At 74.1% G+C, this 15,716-nt stretch carries 12 protein-coding genes and 1 pseudogene; 7 read left to right on the top strand and 6 right to left on the bottom strand.

What is annotated here, in order from left to right:
• Positions 1-184 precede the first annotated feature (184 nt).
• Complete coding sequence (locus tag DQ238_RS08780) at positions 185-664, top strand: anthrone oxygenase family protein (RefSeq protein ID WP_113780901.1); 480 nt, start codon at positions 185-187, stop codon at positions 662-664.
• A 91-nt stretch (positions 665-755) separates the two neighbouring features.
• Here DQ238_RS08780 and DQ238_RS24345 read toward each other — a convergent pair.
• Positions 756-872, bottom strand: a pseudogene (locus tag DQ238_RS24345) (hypothetical protein); the annotation flags it as partial.
• 30 nt (positions 873-902) lie between these two features.
• The gene (locus DQ238_RS08775) at positions 903-1,919 is read right to left on the bottom strand and encodes a PfkB family carbohydrate kinase (protein WP_113780900.1); all 1,017 of its coding nucleotides are present in this window, start codon (positions 1,917-1,919) and stop codon (positions 903-905) included.
• Positions 1,920-2,066: 147 nt separating this feature from the next.
• Here DQ238_RS08775 and DQ238_RS08770 point away from each other — a divergent pair, with 147 nt between their 5' ends.
• On the top strand, positions 2,067-2,933 hold the full coding sequence (locus tag DQ238_RS08770) for a PspA/IM30 family protein (protein ID WP_113780899.1): 867 nt from the start codon (positions 2,067-2,069) through the stop codon (positions 2,931-2,933).
• 131 nt (positions 2,934-3,064) lie between these two features.
• Here DQ238_RS08770 and DQ238_RS08765 read toward each other — a convergent pair whose 3' ends face one another.
• Both DQ238_RS08765 and DQ238_RS08760 read right to left on the bottom strand, forming a co-directional pair.
• Positions 3,065-3,919 carry a DNA-formamidopyrimidine glycosylase family protein gene (locus DQ238_RS08765; protein WP_113780898.1) on the bottom strand — a complete coding sequence of 285 codons (855 nt, stop codon included), beginning with the start codon at positions 3,917-3,919 and terminating at the stop codon, positions 3,065-3,067.
• A 199-nt stretch (positions 3,920-4,118) separates the two neighbouring features.
• On the bottom strand, positions 4,119-8,768 hold the full coding sequence (locus DQ238_RS08760) for an ATP-dependent helicase (protein WP_199506213.1): 4,650 nt from the start codon (positions 8,766-8,768) through the stop codon (positions 4,119-4,121).
• A 191-nt stretch (positions 8,769-8,959) separates the two neighbouring features.
• Here DQ238_RS08760 and DQ238_RS08755 point away from each other — a divergent pair, with 191 nt between their 5' ends.
• Entirely contained in the window at positions 8,960-10,105 is a 1,146-nt protein-coding gene (locus tag DQ238_RS08755) for an acyl-CoA dehydrogenase family protein (protein ID WP_113780942.1), read from the top strand.
• Between the two features lie 10 nt (positions 10,106-10,115).
• Positions 10,116-11,417, top strand: coding sequence for an MFS transporter (locus tag DQ238_RS08750; RefSeq protein WP_113780896.1), 1,302 nt, complete (start codon positions 10,116-10,118; stop codon positions 11,415-11,417).
• Here DQ238_RS08750 and DQ238_RS08745 read toward each other — a convergent pair.
• Positions 11,393-11,503 (bottom strand): LPXTG cell wall anchor domain-containing protein, encoded by a 111-nt coding sequence (locus DQ238_RS08745; protein WP_113780895.1) that lies wholly within the window; start codon positions 11,501-11,503, stop codon positions 11,393-11,395. The two genes, DQ238_RS08750 and DQ238_RS08745, sit on opposite strands and share 25 nt — an antisense overlap.
• Before the next feature lie 64 nt (positions 11,504-11,567).
• Between DQ238_RS08745 and DQ238_RS08740 the strand changes: the two genes are divergently transcribed.
• The 3 genes from DQ238_RS08740 to DQ238_RS08730 all read left to right on the top strand — a co-directional run bounded on the left by DQ238_RS08740 (position 11,568) and on the right by DQ238_RS08730 (position 13,660).
• Positions 11,568-11,762 carry a DUF3046 domain-containing protein gene (locus tag DQ238_RS08740; RefSeq protein ID WP_113780894.1) on the top strand — a complete coding sequence of 65 codons (195 nt, stop codon included), beginning with the start codon at positions 11,568-11,570 and terminating at the stop codon, positions 11,760-11,762.
• A gap of 174 nt (positions 11,763-11,936) precedes the next feature.
• Complete coding sequence (recA, locus tag DQ238_RS08735) at positions 11,937-12,995, top strand: recombinase RecA (protein WP_113780893.1); 1,059 nt, start codon at positions 11,937-11,939, stop codon at positions 12,993-12,995.
• A gap of 95 nt (positions 12,996-13,090) precedes the next feature.
• Complete coding sequence (locus DQ238_RS08730; protein ID WP_233495831.1) at positions 13,091-13,660, top strand: regulatory protein RecX; 570 nt, start codon at positions 13,091-13,093, stop codon at positions 13,658-13,660.
• A 231-nt stretch (positions 13,661-13,891) separates the two neighbouring features.
• Here DQ238_RS08730 and ctaD read toward each other — a convergent pair whose 3' ends face one another.
• Complete coding sequence (gene ctaD / locus DQ238_RS08725; RefSeq protein WP_113780891.1) at positions 13,892-15,652, bottom strand: cytochrome c oxidase subunit I; 1,761 nt, start codon at positions 15,650-15,652, stop codon at positions 13,892-13,894.
• Between the last annotated feature and the right edge of the window lie 64 nt (positions 15,653-15,716).

Raw genomic sequence — 15,716 nt, 5'->3', positions numbered from 1 at the left:
TCGTCGAAGGACCTCGGCCCCCTTGCAGGGTCCCGCCGCGAGCTTGCGAGCGGTGGGGGGCAAGGGGGTCCTTCTCCGAGGGGTGGGCAGGAGGGGGCCCGTCCACCTGCAGGGGGCCGCCGCCGGCGGTGGACGGTTGCCGCGGGTGCGGCACCGGTGGCGGGGACGAAGAGGAGCGGATGACGTGAGGAAGTCCGTCCAGCTCGCCGGACTGGTGACGACGGGTCTGTTGGCAGGCAACGAGGTGGGGACCCTGATGGCATCCCATCCGGCCCTGAGGAGCTTGCCGTTGAGCGCCGAGATCGAGGCGGAGCGGGCGCTCACCACCCGGCTCGGCACGATCATGCCGTTCTACATGGTCGGCACCGTGGTCGCCACGACCGCGGCGGCCGTGGATCGACGAGGTGCACCAGGCTCTCGGCTGGCCGTCGCGGCCGCGGCCTGCACCGCGGTGATGCTGGGGATCACCGTGGTCGGCCAGCTCCCCCTCAACGCACGCACCGTTGCCTATCCGCCCGATGGTGACGCGGCCGGGTGGGCGGAGATCCGTCGGTCGTGGGAACGGCGGCACGTCGCGCGGGTGCTGCTCGACCTGGCCGCGTTCGGCACCTCCGCCGTTGCCACGATGCACCAACGCACACACGACCGCGGCGAGCGCAGGTAGCCCGACGGGCGACGACCGCGCCGAACGCGCGGATGGCCGTCACCACCTCGGTACCCTTCTCCACGACCCGGCACAGGAACCGGAGGCGGACCCGAACGCCAGCAGCACGCCGAGCGGGGCGACTCCTGGCAGTCGGAGGCGTGATCCCGACCCAGGCGGCCAGGTCCTCGACGGTGGCAGGCCCGCAGCGGCGTGGGAAGCGGCGCAGCAGCGCGCTCCGCTCGCCGCCGCCGGGGGCTCACCGGCGGACCGCCGCCAGGTCGTCGCGGGTCGGCGGGTCCGCGCCCACCCGGGTGCAGGTGAGGGCGGCGACGAGCACGGCGTCGTCGAGGATCGGCAGGAGCTCCTCGTCGGGCAGCTCCTCCAGCTGCCGGCGCGTGGTGACCCCCGCGCCGAGCAGGCCGGCGAACAGCCCCGCGGCGAGCGAGTCACCGGCCCCCACGGCGTCGGCGACGGGGACCCGGGGCGGCTCGCGGTAGAGCAGGGCGCGGCCGGGGCGGGCCACCCGCAGCGGCGCCGCGCCGTCGGTGAGCAGCACCAGCGCGGCACCGCGATCGGCCCAGCGCAGCGCCGTCCCGTCGAGGTCGTCGACGGCGTCGGGCTCGAGCCAGGCGAGGTCCTCGGTGCTGAGCTTGACGACGTCGGCGCGGGCCAGCAGCCGGTCGAGGCGGGCTCTGACCTCGGTGGAGGAGTTGCCCAGCGCCGTCCCGACCGGGCCGTCGGCGAGCACCGGCCGGATGTTGGGGTCGACGCTGACCAGGGCGGTGCCGTCGGCGGCGACCTTCTCCACCAACCGGGCGATCGCCTCGCAGCCGGGCGGCGTCCAGCTCGAGATGGAGCCGACGTGCAGGACCGCCGTCCCCGGCGGGACCACGGCGGCGAGCTCGTCGTCGGTCCACTGCCAGTCGGCCGCGCCCAGGACGTGGAAGCCGAAGTGCGGGGAGCCGTCGGGACGCAGGCCGACCACCGCGAGGCTGACCGGCTCGACGGCCGGCACCAACCCGCCGGGATCCACACCGGCCAGCTCGGCGTGCCGGCGCAACCCCGGGGCCAGCGGCCCGGCGCCCAGTCGGGCCAGCAGGCGCACCGGGACGCCGAGGCGTCCGGCGGCGACGGCGACGTTGAGCGCGTTGCCGCCGGGGCGGGCGACGTAGCGGGGGGCGGTGCCCTCGGGGCCGGCCCCGGCTCCCAGGTCGGGCAGCAGATCGACGACGAGCTCGCCGAGGACGCTCAGCACCGGCTTCTCGCTGGACACGTCGCGACCCTAACGAGGCAACCGTCCGCGGGCGCCTCTGGTGGCTCGCAGGTGCGGGCACCTGGGACGATGAACGTGACGACGATCGCTGCGGCCCGCCGGGCGGGACCCACCGGCGGACGATCCGCGACCTGCGCAGGAGGACTGATGCCCAACCCGTTCGTGAAGCTGTGGAGGTACCTCACGGCCTCCGCCAACGCCAAGATCGACGAGAAGGCCGACCCGAAGATCCAGATCCAGCAGGCGATCGAGGCCGAGCAGCAGCGGCACCAGGCCCTGGCCAACCAGGCCGCGGCCGTGCTGGGCAACCAGCGCCAGCTGGAGATGCGGCTCAACCGGCAGCTCGGCGAGGTGGAGAAGCTGCAGGCCTCCGCGCGGCAGGCGCTGGTGCTGGCCGACCGGGCCCGGGTCTCCGGGGACGCGGCCAAGGCGGCCGAGTACGAGAACGCCGCACAGGCGTTCGCCACCCAGCTGGTCGCGGCCGAGCAGGCGATGGAGGACCTCAAGCGCAGCCACGACGAGGCGCTGCAGGCCGCCGAGCAGGCCCGCGGCGCGGTGGAGCAGAGCCGGATGCGGCTGCAGACGACGCTGGCCGAGCGGACCAAGCTGATGAGCCAGCTCGAGCAGGCGCGCATGCAGGAGCACGTGGCCGCGTCGATGCGCCAGGTCAACGAGCTCGCCGCGCCGGGCAACACCCCGAGCCTGGGGGAGGTCCGGGACAAGATCGAGCGGCGCTACGCCAACGCCCTGGGGCAGGCCGAACTGGCGCAGACCTCGGTCGAGGGCCGGATGCTCGAGGTGCAGAAGGCCACCCTGGACGTCGCCGGCGCCTCTCGTCTCGACCAGATCCGCGCCTCGATGGGGCAGCCGGCGGTGACCGGCTCGGGCCAGCAGGCGGTGACCGGCGGCCCCGCGGTGGCCGGCGCGCTCGAGGAGGGTTCCTCGTCGGTGCAGCAGCCCGACGCCCCCCCGGTGGCCGAGCCGGTGCAACGCCCGGAGCAGCAGGGCGCCTGACGCGGCCCCCTCCAGGGCAGGCCCCGTCCAGAGGGCCGCCGCGAGCCTCAGATGGCCCCGTCCGGAGGCCCGCTCCGAGCATGCGAGGGGTGAGGGGGACGGGGTCCTTCTCAAGGGGGCCGGGTCCCCTCTCAGGTCGCCCCGGCGAGCGGAGGAGGCCGGCCGGGCTCGCCCGTGCGGGCGGCGGGGTCGATCGGGGAGCGGGCGGCCTGGCAGTGCGGGCACCAGTACGTGACCCGCTCCTGCTGGTCCGGTTCCTGGTCGCCGCGCAGGATGGGGGTGCCGCAGCGCCGGCACGGACGGTCCTTGCGCCCGTAGACCCAGTGGTCCTGGCCGCGGCGCAGGTCACCGGTGGTGCTCTGTTCCGGGTGCTCGCGGTTGGCCAGCATGAGGGTGCGGGCCCGCTCCACCAGCCCGGGCAGGTCGGCGACGTCGGCCACCCTGGTCCACGGGTGGACGCCGCAGACGAACAGCGACTCGACCTTGTACAGGTTGCCGATGCCGGCCAGGTTGCGCTGGTCGAGCAGCGCGGCGCCGATCTGCTCGTCGGGGTCCGCCCGCAGGCGACGCAGCGCCTCCTCGAGGTCCCAGTCGGGGCCCAGGACGTCGGGGCCGAGGTGCCCGACCAGCTGGTCCTCGTGCGCGGTGCGGACCATCGCCACGTCGTGCAGCCGGTAACCGACGCACTCCCACGCGTCGGTGGCCAGCACCGCCCGGACGGCGAAGGCCGGACCGCCGCGCCACCTCGCACCCCGACGGTAGATGTGCCAGCTGCCGTCCATGCGGAAGTGGGTGCGCAGGGTCCACCCGTCGGCCAGGCGGATGAGCATGTGCTTGCCCCGGGGGACGACCTCGCGGACGGTGCGGCCGGCGAGGTCGGTGGCGGCCAGCTGGGGTACGCGGAGCTCACCGCGGCGCAGGGTGGCGCCGGCGAGCGCGGTGTTCATGCGCTTGGCCGCCAGATAGACGGTGTCTCCCTCGGGCACGGTGCCAGTGTCCCCTGTCCGGCGCGCGGGCCGCTGACCTGCTGGGAGCCGCTCGCACTCGTAGCAGCTGACCTGCGGCTGGGCGGCCTGCTCCTCGGGCCGGTACCGGGGCGCCGCCGTGCCGGACCTGCGGGGAGCGGAGCCGGTGCGGTGCTGACCTGCGGACACCGGTCGCGGCCGGCCTGCCCGAGCCGCCGGTTCAGGCGCGCAGACGCAGGCCGCGTGGAGTGGCGGCGAAGCCGGCGGCCTGCAGCGCCGCCGACAGCGGGGTCGACTCGTGCACCGAGGCGCCGTCGGCCTTCTGCACCACCATCCGGCCCAGCGCACCCGCGGCGACCGCACTCGAGAGCGCCGTGGTCGCCTCCTTCAACACCGTCTCCTCATCGGTCCAGGACAGCAGCGTCTTGCCGCCGCGTTCGACGTAGAGGACGAGGTCGCCGTCGACCAGCACCACGAGAGCTCCGGCCTTGCGCCCGGCCCGGTGTCCGGCGGCCGCTCGTCGTCCGCCGCCGGTGCCCTCGCCGACGTCCACGGACTCCGCCTCCGCGGCTGGTCGCTCCGCCTCCGCGGCTGGTCGCTCCGCCTCCGCGGCTGGTCGCTCCGGCCAGGGCAGCGCGGCGCCGTAGACGTTGGCCGGGTCGGTCGCCGCGAGCACCACCGCCCCGGTGGGCACCCGGTCGGGTGCGGCGAAGCCGCGCAGCCGGTCGACCGATCCCGGGGTGCCGAACTGGGCGGCGCCGAGGGTCTCCACGAAGTAGCCGCGCCGCGCCCGGCCGTTCTCCTCGAACGCGCGCAGCACCGGGTACACCGCGGAGAACCCGCCGGGGACCTGCTCGGCCATCACCGCGCCCCGGGTGAGCACGCCGTGCCGTTCCAGCAGCGCCTCGGCGCGGGCGGTCGTCCGCTTGGTGGGGTTGGCCTCCCGGTCGGGCAGCCGCGACCACCGGCCGGCCACCGTGGGCGGCCCGGTGCGGGTGGGCATGGCGGGCCGGCCCAGCCGGGTCCGGCCGTAGCGGGTGCGGTCCAGCCGGGCCCGTGGCGGCGCGGGCTGCCGGTGCGTCCCGCCACCGGCCAGCCGCGTGCGCAGCGGCGCCAGGGTGTCGTTGGTGAGCACCCCGGCCCAGACCAGGTCCCAGACGAGGTCGACCAGCGCCGCGTCGTCGGTGGAGCCGACAGCCTGACCGACGAGGTCGGACAGGCCGCGGAAGAACACCGCCTGACCGCCGGAGAGGTGCTCGAGGACCGCCGGCCCCGCCTCCGGCAGCTCCAGCGGGTCGGGCAGCAGCAGCGGCGCGAGGTCGGCGGGGACGAGGCTGATCCAGCCGTCGCCGCCGGGCAGCCCTCCGGCGCCGGCCCACAGGACCTCCCCGGCGCTGGTCAGCTCGTCGAGCATCGCCGGGGAGTAGTCGCGGACCCGGGCCGGCAGCACCAGCGACTCCAGCGCGCTGGCCGGTACCAGCGCGCCGGCCAGCTGCTCGACGGCGGCCAGGACGCCGTCCGGGCCGCGCATCCGGCTGCCCACCGACTGCCAGGCCGGGGTGAACCGGGCCAGCGTGTCCACCGACACCGGCTCGACCTCCTGGCGAAGCCGGGCCAGGCTGCGCCGGCGGACCGACCGCAGCACGTCGGCGTCGCACCACTCCTGACCGGTGCCGCCCGGGCGGAACTCGCCGGTGACCAGCCGGCCGGTGCCGACCAGCCGCTGCACGGTGGCGGTCACCACCGCGACGCCCAGCCCGAGACGCGAGGCCACCTCGCCGGGCTGGAAGGGGCCGTGGGTGCGCGCGTAACGGCCGACGAGGTCACCGAGCGGGTCGGGCACCGGCTCGGTGAACACCTCCGGCACCCCCACCGGCAGCGCGGTGCCGAGCGCGTCGCGCAGCCGGCCGGCGTCCTCGATGGCGACGTACCGCTCCTCGCCGGCGATCCGGACCACCAGGGCGCGGCGGGCGGCGACCAGCTCGTCGAGCCACTCGCGGCCCACCCCACGGGCGGCGGCCTCGGCGGGGGTCAGGTCGCCGACGATGCGCAGCAGGTCGGCGGCGCCGTCCACGTCGCGAGGGTGGCGCTCGGCGGGCAGCCGCTGCAGCTCGGCCTCCACCTCGGCCAGCGCCTCGGCGTCGAGCAGCTCACGCAGCTCGGAGCGGCCCAGCAGCTCGGCGAGCAGGCCGGTGTCGAGCGCGAGGGCCTGGGCGCGGCGCTCGGCGAGCGGGGCGTCGCCCTCGTAGAGGAACTGGCCGACGTAGCCGAACAGCAGCGACTGCGCGAAGGGCGAGGCCGACTGCGTCTGCACGTCCACCACCCGCACCCGGCGGGAGCGCACGTCGCGCATCAACTCGACCAGGCCCGGCACGTCGTAGACGTCCTGCAGCACCTCGCGGGCGGCCTCGAGGGTGATGGGGAAGCTCGAGAACTCGCTGGCCACCGAGAGCAGCTGGGCGGCGCGCTGGCGCTGCTGCCACAGCGGGGTGCGCCGGCGCGGGTCGCGGCGCGGCAGCAGCAGCGCCCGCGCGGCGCACTCGCGGAACCGGCTGGCGAACAGCGCCGAGGTGCCCACCTCGGCGGTCACCTCCCGCTCCACGTCGTCCGGGTCCAGGACGGCGAGGTCGGCCTCCGGCGGCTCACCGGTGGTGTCGGGCAGCCGCAGCACGATGCCGTCGTCGGAGTGCATGGAGCCGACGTCGACGCCGTAGCGCTCCCGCAGCCGGGCGGCGAGCACCAGCGCCCACGGGGCGTTGACCTGAGCGCCGAAGGGGGAGTGGACGACCAGCCGCCAGTCGCCGAGCTCGTCGCGGAAGCGCTCCACCAGCAGGGTGCGGTCGTCGGGCAGGTGACCGGTGACCTGCTTCTGCTCGGCCAGGTAGGCCAGCAGGTTCGCCGCACCCCACTCGTCGAGGCCGGCGGCCCGCGCGCGTTCCCGTCCGGCCTCGGGTGTCGCCGAGCCGACCTCGCGCAGGAAGGCGCCCAGCGCCCGGCCGAGCTCCAGGGGCCGCCCCGGCGCGTCGCCGTGCCAGAACGGCATCTTCCCGGGCTGCCCGGGAGCCGGGCTGACCAGCACCCGGTCGTGGGTGATCTCCTCGATCCGCCACGAGGAGGAGCCGAGCAGGAACACGTCGCCCACCCGCGACTCGTAGACCATCTCCTCGTCGAGCTCGCCGACCCGCCGGCCGCCCCTGCTGTCCTCCCCGCCGACGAGGAAGACGCCGAACAGGCCGCGGTCGGGGATGGTGCCGCCGCTGGTGACCGCCAGCCGCTGGGCGCCGGCCCGCGCGGTGAGCGTGTCGGTGACCCGGTCCCAGGTCAGCCGCGGGCGCAGCTCGGCGAAGGCGTCGGACGGGTAGCGGCCGGCCAGCATGTCGAGCACCGCGTGCAGCGCGGAGTCCGGCAGCGAGGCGAACGGCGCCGAACGGCGGACCAGCGCGGCGACCTCGTCGACGGTGCGCGGCCGCTCGGAGACGATCGCGACCACCTGCTGGGCGAGGACGTCGAGCGGGTTGCGCAGGTAGCGGATGGACTCGATGGCGCCGGCCCGCATCCGCTCGGCGACCAGCGCGCACTGCACCAGGTCGCCGCGGTACTTGGGGAACAGCACGCCGCGGCTGACCGCGCCCACCTGGTGCCCGGCCCGCCCCACCCGCTGCAGCCCCGAGGCGACCGTGGGCGGCGCCTCGACCTGGACGACGAGGTCGACCGACCCCATGTCGATGCCGAGCTCCAGGCTGGAGGTCGCCACCACCGCCGGCAGCCGGCCGGACTTCAGCGCCTCCTCGACGACCGCCCGCTGCTCGCGGGAGACCGAGCCGTGGTGGGCGGCGGCGACCGGCTGCACGCCCTCGGGGACCCCGCCGCCGGAACCGGCCTGCGCCATCAGCGCGGCGGCGTTGGTGCCGGGCGGGACCGGTTCGCCGGTCGCCCGCTCGTAGGCCAGCTCGTTGAGCCGGCTGGTCAGCCGCTCGGCCAGCCGCCGGGAGTTGGCGAAGACGATGGTGCTGCGGTGCGCCTGCACCAGGTCGAGCACCCGCTCCTCCACCGCCGGCCAGATCGACGTCCGCGGCTGGTCGCCCGCCGCGGAGCCCGCCAGCTCGCCGGTGGGCTGTCCCAGGCTGCTCATGTCCTCGACGGGGACGACGACGGAGAGGTCCCACTCCTTGGCCGAGCCGGGCGCGACCACCGCCACCGGCCGGCCTCCGGCCAGGAAGGTGGCCACCTCCTCGACGGGGCGCACCGTCGCCGACAGACCGATCCGCTGCGCCGGGCGCTCCAGCAGCTCGTCGAGCCGGTCGAGGGAGACGGCCAGGTGCGCGCCGCGTTTGCTGTCGGCCACCGCGTGCACCTCGTCGACGATGACCGTCTCGACGCCGCGCAGCGCCTCCCGCGCCGCGCTGGTGAGCAGCAGGAACAGCGACTCGGGGGTGGTGATGAGGATGTCGGGAGGCCGCCGGGCGAAGGCGCGCCGCTCGTCGGCCGGGGTGTCGCCGGACCGGATGCCGACGCCGATCTCCGGGCGGGGCAGGCCGAGTCGGGCCGCGGCCTGCCCGATGCCGGCCAGCGGCGCCCGCAGGTTGCGCTCGACGTCGACGGCCAGCGCCTTGAGCGGGGAGACGTAGAGCACCCGGCAGCGAGCCCGTTCGTCGGCCGGCGGTGGTGCGCCGGCCAGCCGGTCGAGCGACCAGAGGAAGGCGGCCAGCGTCTTGCCGGACCCGGTGGGGGCCACCACCAGGGCGTGCCCGCCGCTGCTGATGGCCTGCCACGCGCCCTCCTGGGCGGCGGTGGGCTCGGCGAAGGCGCCGGTGAACCAGGCCCGGGTGGGCTCGGAGAACCGGTCGAGAGCGGACGGGCGGGCGGGCACGGGTCCAGTGTCCACAGGGGGACGACACTCCGCTGGCCTGCGCGGACCGTGCGGGACGGTCCCACCCGGTCCGCGCACCGGCCTCCCCGGTCGCCGCTGGGCGCAGACCTCCTCCGGGGGTGGCGGACCGGCGTCCCGTCCTGCGCGGACGGGGGCCGGCGACGGCAGTGGCGTCGGGCACACTGGCGGCCATGCGCCGTTCCCTGTACGAGGCCGAGCACGAGGACTTCCGGCAGATGGTCCGTGCCTGGGCCGAGAAGAACGTGGTGCCCTTCCACGACCGGTGGGAGGCCGACGGCATCGTCCCGCGCGAGGTGTGGACCTCGGCGGGGGCACAGGGCCTGCTCGGCACCGACATGGACGAGCGGTACGGCGGCGGGGGCGTCCGCGACTTCCGCTACCAGGCGGTGGTCGACGAGGAGCTCATGCGCATCGGCGCCACCGGCGTCGGCTTCTCCCTGCACAACGACGTCGTCGGCCCCTACCTGCGCGACCTCGGCACGGAGGAGCAGAAGCAGCGGTGGCTGCCCGGCTTCTGCAGCGGAGAGCTGATCACCGCCATCGCGATGACCGAGCCGAGTGCGGGGAGCGACCTGCAGGGGGTCCGGACGACGGCCCGCCGCGACGGCGACGCCTGGGTGCTCCACGGCGCCAAGACCTTCATCACCAACGGGATCAACGCCGACCTGGTCGTCGTCGTGGCCCGCACCGACCCCGAGGCACCCGGCGCCAAGGGCTTGAGCCTGCTCGTGGTGGAGCGGGACGTGCCGGGCTTCACCCGCGGCCGCAACCTGGAGAAGGTGGGCCTCAAGGCGCAGGACACCGCGGAACTGTTCTTCGACGGTGTCCGGGTGCCGGCGGAGAACCTGCTCGGGACGGAGAACCGCGGCTTCTACCACCTCATGGAGAACCTGCCGCAGGAGCGGCTGTCCATCGCCGTCGGGGCGGTCGCGTCGGCCGAGACCGTGCTGGCCTACACCCGCGAGTACGTCACCTCCCGCACCGCGTTCGGGCAGCCGGTCGCCCGCTTCCAGAACACCCGCTTCGTCCTCGCCGAGCTGCAGACCGAGGTGACCATCGCCCGCACCTTCGTCGACGAGTGCGTGCGGCAGCTCGACGCCGGAGAGCTGACCGCCGTGGACGCGGCGATGGCCAAGTACTGGACCACCGAGTTGCAGAACACGGTGGCCGACCGCTGCCTGCAGCTGCACGGCGGCTACGGGTACATGGACGAGTACCCGGTCTCCAAGGCCTGGCGGGACGCGCGCATCCAGCCCATCTACGGCGGCACCAACGAGATCATGCGGGAGATCATCGGCCGCGCGATGGGCCTCTAGGCCGGCCACCGTGACCGCGCAGACCCCGACCCTCCCCGACCCGGCGCTCGTCCAGCGTCGCACCCTCGGCGTGCTCGGCGGCGGGGTGGCGCTGGCCGGGCTCGGGGTGACCGTCGGCATCACCGTCGGCGGGCTGCTGGCCCGCGACGTCGCCGGCAGCGACGCGGCCGCCGGGCTCGGGCAGACGGCCGGGGTGCTCGGCGCCGCGGTCCTCGCCGTGCCGCTGGCCCGCATCAGCGACCGGGCCGGCCGGCGGGCGGGACTGACCGCAGGTTTCACCGTCGCCGTCCTCGGCTCGCTGGTCACCGTGCTCGCCGCTTCGCTCTCGTCGCTGCCGCTGTTGCTCGTGGGGCTGTTCGGTTTCGGGGCGGCCACCGCCTGCGGGCTGCAGGCCCGCTACGCCGCGGCCGACCTCGCCGCACCGGAGCACCGCGGGCGGGCGCTGTCCCTGGTGGTGTGGGCCACGACGGTGGGTTCGGTGCTGGGCCCCAACCTCGCCGGCCCCGGCGAGGCGCTCGGCGAGACCCTGGGGCTGCCGCCCCTCGCCGGTGCGTTCGCCATCTCCGTGGCCGTCTTCACCGTGGTGGCGCTGGGCCTGCTCGTCCTGCTGCGGCCAGACCCGCTGCTGCTGGCCCGGCGATTGCGCGGCCACGGAGCCGGGAACGCCGGTCGCCCCCGCCGGGCGACCTCGGCGGCGCTGCGGGAGGTCTGGGCCGACCCGCGTGGCCGGCTCGGTCTCACCGCGGTCGTGGTGTCCCACGCGGTGATGGTCGGCGTCATGGTGATGACCCCCGTGCACATGGGCTCCGCCGGGCACGACGAGGGGACGACGCTGCGCGTCATCGGCCTGGTCATCAGCGTGCACGTCGCCGGGATGTACCTCTTCTCGCCGCTGGTCGGGCTGCTGGCCGACCGTGCCGGTCGGCGGACGACGGTCGCGGTGGCCGCGGCCCTGCTGCTGACCGCGGCCGCGGTGGCGGGCACGGCACCACCGGGCAGGGCCGCCCAGCTCGGCGCCGGCCTGCTGTTGCTCGGCCTGGGCTGGTCCTGCGGGCTCATCGCCGGCTCGACCCTGGTCACCGAGTCCGTCGACGAGCAGCGGCGGCCCACCGCGCAGGGCGGCGCCGACCTGCTCATGGGTCTGGGTGCCGCGCTGGCCGGGGTCGTCGGCGGCCCGCTGCTGGCACTGGGCGGCTACGGGCTGGTGGCCGCGGTCTCCGCCGCGCTGGTGCTGCCCCTGGTGCTGGTCTGGGCGCGCACCGGGGACGGCCCGGGACGGCCCGCGACTCAGCGTCCCCGGAAGTTGCGGTAGAGCAGGATCAGCGAGACCAGCATGGCCAGCGCGATCCCGAGCTGGAGGACGAGGTCCCACGTCGCGGATCCGGTGCTGGGGAACACGCTGCCAGCGTAGGCGGCGCGCGGTCGACCCGGCCGGTGGCGGGGGCGCGCTAGCGTCGCGGGCGTGCGCCTGCAGGATTTCTGGTCCCGGCTGTCGGAGCAGCTCGGCTCCGTGCGCGCCGAGAGCGTGGCGCGCGACCACGTCTTCTCCGCACTGGGCGGCCGCACGGCCGTCCAGGCGATCGAGGCGGGTCTGCCCGTCCGTCGGGTGTGGCTGGCGATCTGCGAGGAGTACGACGTCCCACCCAAGGACCGTTGAGCTGTCGAGGCGGCGTGTCACCCTGGCAGTCGAACACACGTTCGGGTTAGATTGGGCGCAGGATCCACAGGCCGGGTGCTCCTCCACAGGTCGACCGGTTGCCCCGGAAGTGTCAGACCCCCGTCCTAACGTCGACACCGACCCGCTGCACGCGACTTCCCGAAGGTGAGCACCATGGCAACGCTCGACCGCGACAAGGCCCTCGACATGGCCCTCGCCCAGATCGACAAGCAGTTCGGCAAGGGCTCGGTCATGCGGCTGGGTGACAACGCCGCACAGGCCATCAAGGTCATCCCGACCGGCTCCATCGCCCTGGACATCGCCCTCGGCATCGGCGGTCTCCCGCGGGGCCGCATCATCGAGGTGTACGGCCCCGAGGCCTCCGGCAAGACGACGGTCGCCCTGCACGCGGTGGCCAACGCCCAGGCTGCCGGCGGCATCGCGGCGTTCATCGACGCCGAGCACGCGCTCGACCCCGAGTACGCCCGGGCGATCGGTGTCGACACCGACGCGCTGCTGGTCAGCCAGCCTGACACCGGGGAGCAGGCGCTGGAGATCGCCGACATGCTGATCCGCTCCGGCGCGCTCGACGTCATCGTCATCGACTCGGTCGCCGCCCTGGTGCCCCGCGCCGAGATCGAGGGCGAGATGGGCGACAGCCACGTCGGTCTGCAGGCCCGGCTGATGAGCCAGGCCCTGCGCAAGATCACCGGCGCGCTCAACAACTCCGGCACCACCGCGATCTTCATCAACCAGCTGCGCGAGAAGGTCGGCGTGGTCTACGGCTCCCCGGAGGTCACCACCGGTGGTCGGGCGCTGAAGTTCTACTCGTCGGTCCGGCTCGACGTGCGGCGCATCGAGACGCTCAAGCAGGGCACCGAGGCCGTCGGCAGCCGGGTGCGCGTGAAGATCGTCAAGAACAAGGTGGCCGCGCCGTTCAAGCAGGCCGAGCTCGATCTGCTCTGGGGTGCCGGTTTCAGCCGCGAGGGCGGGCTGATCGACATCGGTGTCGAGCAGGGCATCGTCCGGAAGTCCGGCGCCTGGTACACGTACGAGGGCGACCAGCTCGGTCAGGGCAAGGAGAACGTCCGCACCTTCCTCCGGGACAACCCCGACCTCGCCGACGAGATCGACAAGAAGATCAAGGAGAAGCTCGGCATCGGCCCGCAGCTCGACGCGCCTACCTCGGCGGACCAGCCGGCCGACCAGCCGGTCGACCAGATCGACTTCTGACGGTGAGCCGGCCCGAGGCCCGCGAGCGCTCCGCTCCTGGGCGTCGGCGCGGGCGGCGTCCGCGTCTGTCCCCTGACCCGGACAGCGCGGACGCCGTGTCGCCGGGCGCCGGCCCCGAGGTCGAGGACGATCCGGGGGATCCCGAGCAGGTCGCCCGGTCGATCTGTCTGCGGGCGCTCACCGGCGCGCCGAAGACCCGTCGACAGTTGGCCGACCTGCTCGCCGGGCGAGGGGTGCCCGACGACGCTGCCGAGCGCGTCCTCGACCGGTTCAGCGAGGTCGGCCTCATCGACGACGCCGCCTTCGCCCGCGCCTGGGTGACGTCCCGGCAGGCCGGTCGAGGCCTGGCCCGGCGAGCACTCAAGACCGAGCTGCGAGCCAAGGGCATCGACGGGGAGGTCGCCGAGGAGGCGCTCGCCCAGGTCGACGACGAGGACGAGTGGGGGGCGGCCCGACGACTGGTCGAGCGCCGGTTGCCGAGCCTGCGCCGGGTCGACCGGGCGACCGCCGAGCGCCGGCTGGTGGGGATGCTCACGCGCAAGGGCTACGGATCCGGGCTGGCGGTATGGGTGGTCCGCGAGGCCCTCGACCAGGACCGGTCCGAGGAACAGACCGGGGAGACCCCAGGCCACGGGGAACCGGACCTGAACGCCTGGCTGCCCTGACCCGTCATCCCGGCCAGCACGTCACCCTGCGGTAGTACCGCACCGCGGCACCGACACGTGGCTGCGCCCGCCGACGGGCGGAAGCCCCTCAGCGGGCGCAGGATCGGCCGCGGCTGATGCAAGCTCGGGACGGCCCCCTCCAGGCCCACGGCCCCGTCCCGGGCCCCGCCCTGAGCCTGCGGGCGGGGCCCGGGACGGGGGCCTTCCACGGAGGGGGCAGAGGGGCCGTTCTCAGGTGGGGTCGGGGTCCCGGCTGCCCTGCCGCTCACCGCCGGTGAGGCCGACCTCGCTGACGCCGGCGTAGGGCTGGTGCCGCTTGCCGGCGTGCTTCTCGGCGTCGAGCCGCTCGATGAGCTCCGGGTAGTGCGCCTCGAACGCCGGCCGCTCGGAGCGGATCTTGGGGATCTCGACGAAGTTGTGCCGCGGCGGCGGGGACGACGTCGCCCACTCCAGCGAGTTGCCCGCCCCCCAAGGGTCGTCGCGCAGGGCCAGCTGCCCGTACCGCCACGAGTGCACGACGTTGTAGACGAACGGGATGATCGACGCGCCGAGCACGAACGAGAAGATCGTCGAGACCGTGTTCAGCGTGGTGAACCCGTCGCTGGGCAGGTAGTTGGCGTACCGGCGCGGCATGCCCTCGTTGCCCAGCCAGTGCTGGACGAGGAACGTGCCGTGGAAGCCGATGAACGTCAGCCAGAACTGCAGCTTGCCCAGGCGCTCATCGAGCATCCGACCGCACATCTTCGGGAACCAGAAGGCGATGCCGGCGTTGGCGGCGAACACCACGGTGCCGAACACCACGTAGTGGAAGTGCGCCACCACGAAGTAGGTGTCCGACACGTGCCAGTCCAGCGGCGGGCTGGCCAGCAGCACACCGGTCAGACCCCCCAGCAAGAAGGTGACCAGGAAACCGATCGACCACAGCATCGGCGTCTCGAAGGTCAGCTGACCCCGCCACATGGTGCCGATCCAGTTGAAGAACTTGATCCCGGTCGGCACCGCGATCAGATAGGTCAGGAAGGAGAAGAACGGCAGCAGCACCGCCCCGGTGGCGAACATGTGGTGCGCCCACACCGTCAGCGACAAGAACCCGATCGCGGTGGTGGCGAAGACCATGCCCTTGTAGCCGAACAGCGGCTTGCGGGCGAAGACCGGGATGATCTCGGTGACGATGCCGAAGAAGGGCAGCGCGATGATGTAGACCTCGGGGTGGCCGAAGTACCAGAACAGGTGCTGCCACAGCATCGCCCCGCCGTTGGCCCGCGAGTAGACCAGGGCACCGAGCTGCCGGTCGGCCAGCAGCGCCATCAGCGCCGCGGTCAGGATCGGGAACACCAGGATCACCAGCAGGCTGGTGATCAGGGTGTTCCAGCAGAAGATCGGCATCCGGAACATCGTCATCCCCGGCGCGCGCAGGCAGACGATCGTGGTGATGAAGTTGACCGCGCCCAGGATGGTGCCCAGACCGCTGACCGCCAGCCCGGTGATCCACAGGTCCGGCCCCAACCCCGGCGTGTTGGTCACATCCGACAGCGGGGTGTAGGCGAACCAGCCGAAGTCCGCCGCCCCGCCGGGGGTGAGGAACCCGGCGCCGGCGATGATCCCGCCGAACAGGTACAGCCAGTAGGAGAAGGCGTTCAGCCGCGGGAAGGCGACGTCGGGGGCGCCGATCTGCAGCGGCATGACCAGGTTGCCGAACGCGAAGAACAGCGGCGTCGCGAACAGCAGCAGCATGATCGTGCCGTGCATGGTGAACAGCTGGTTGTACTGCTCGGGGGAGAGGAACTGCAGCCCCGGCCGGGCCAGCTCACCGCGGATGAGCATGGCCATGAACCCACCGACGATGAACCAGGCGAACGAGGTGGCCAGGTACATGAGGCCGATGGTCTTGTGGTCGGTGGTCCGCAGCAGGTTGGACAGCCGCGAGCCCTTGGGTGCCGGCGGCAGAGCGCTCGGTCGGCTCACGATCGGCTGTGGGGCCAGGACGGTCATGCGGGCGCTCCCAGAGGACGGCGAGCGCTCCACTGCTCGAGAGCGCCGTCACCATGGTGACCCA

The sequence above is a fragment of the Geodermatophilus sp. TF02-6 genome, assembly GCF_003319115.1.
In the GTDB taxonomy this organism is placed as follows: Bacteria; Actinomycetota; Actinomycetes; order Mycobacteriales; family Geodermatophilaceae; genus Geodermatophilus.
The sequence above is the reverse complement of the archived record's forward strand: the minus strand, read 5'-3'. Positions and strand labels throughout refer to the sequence as shown.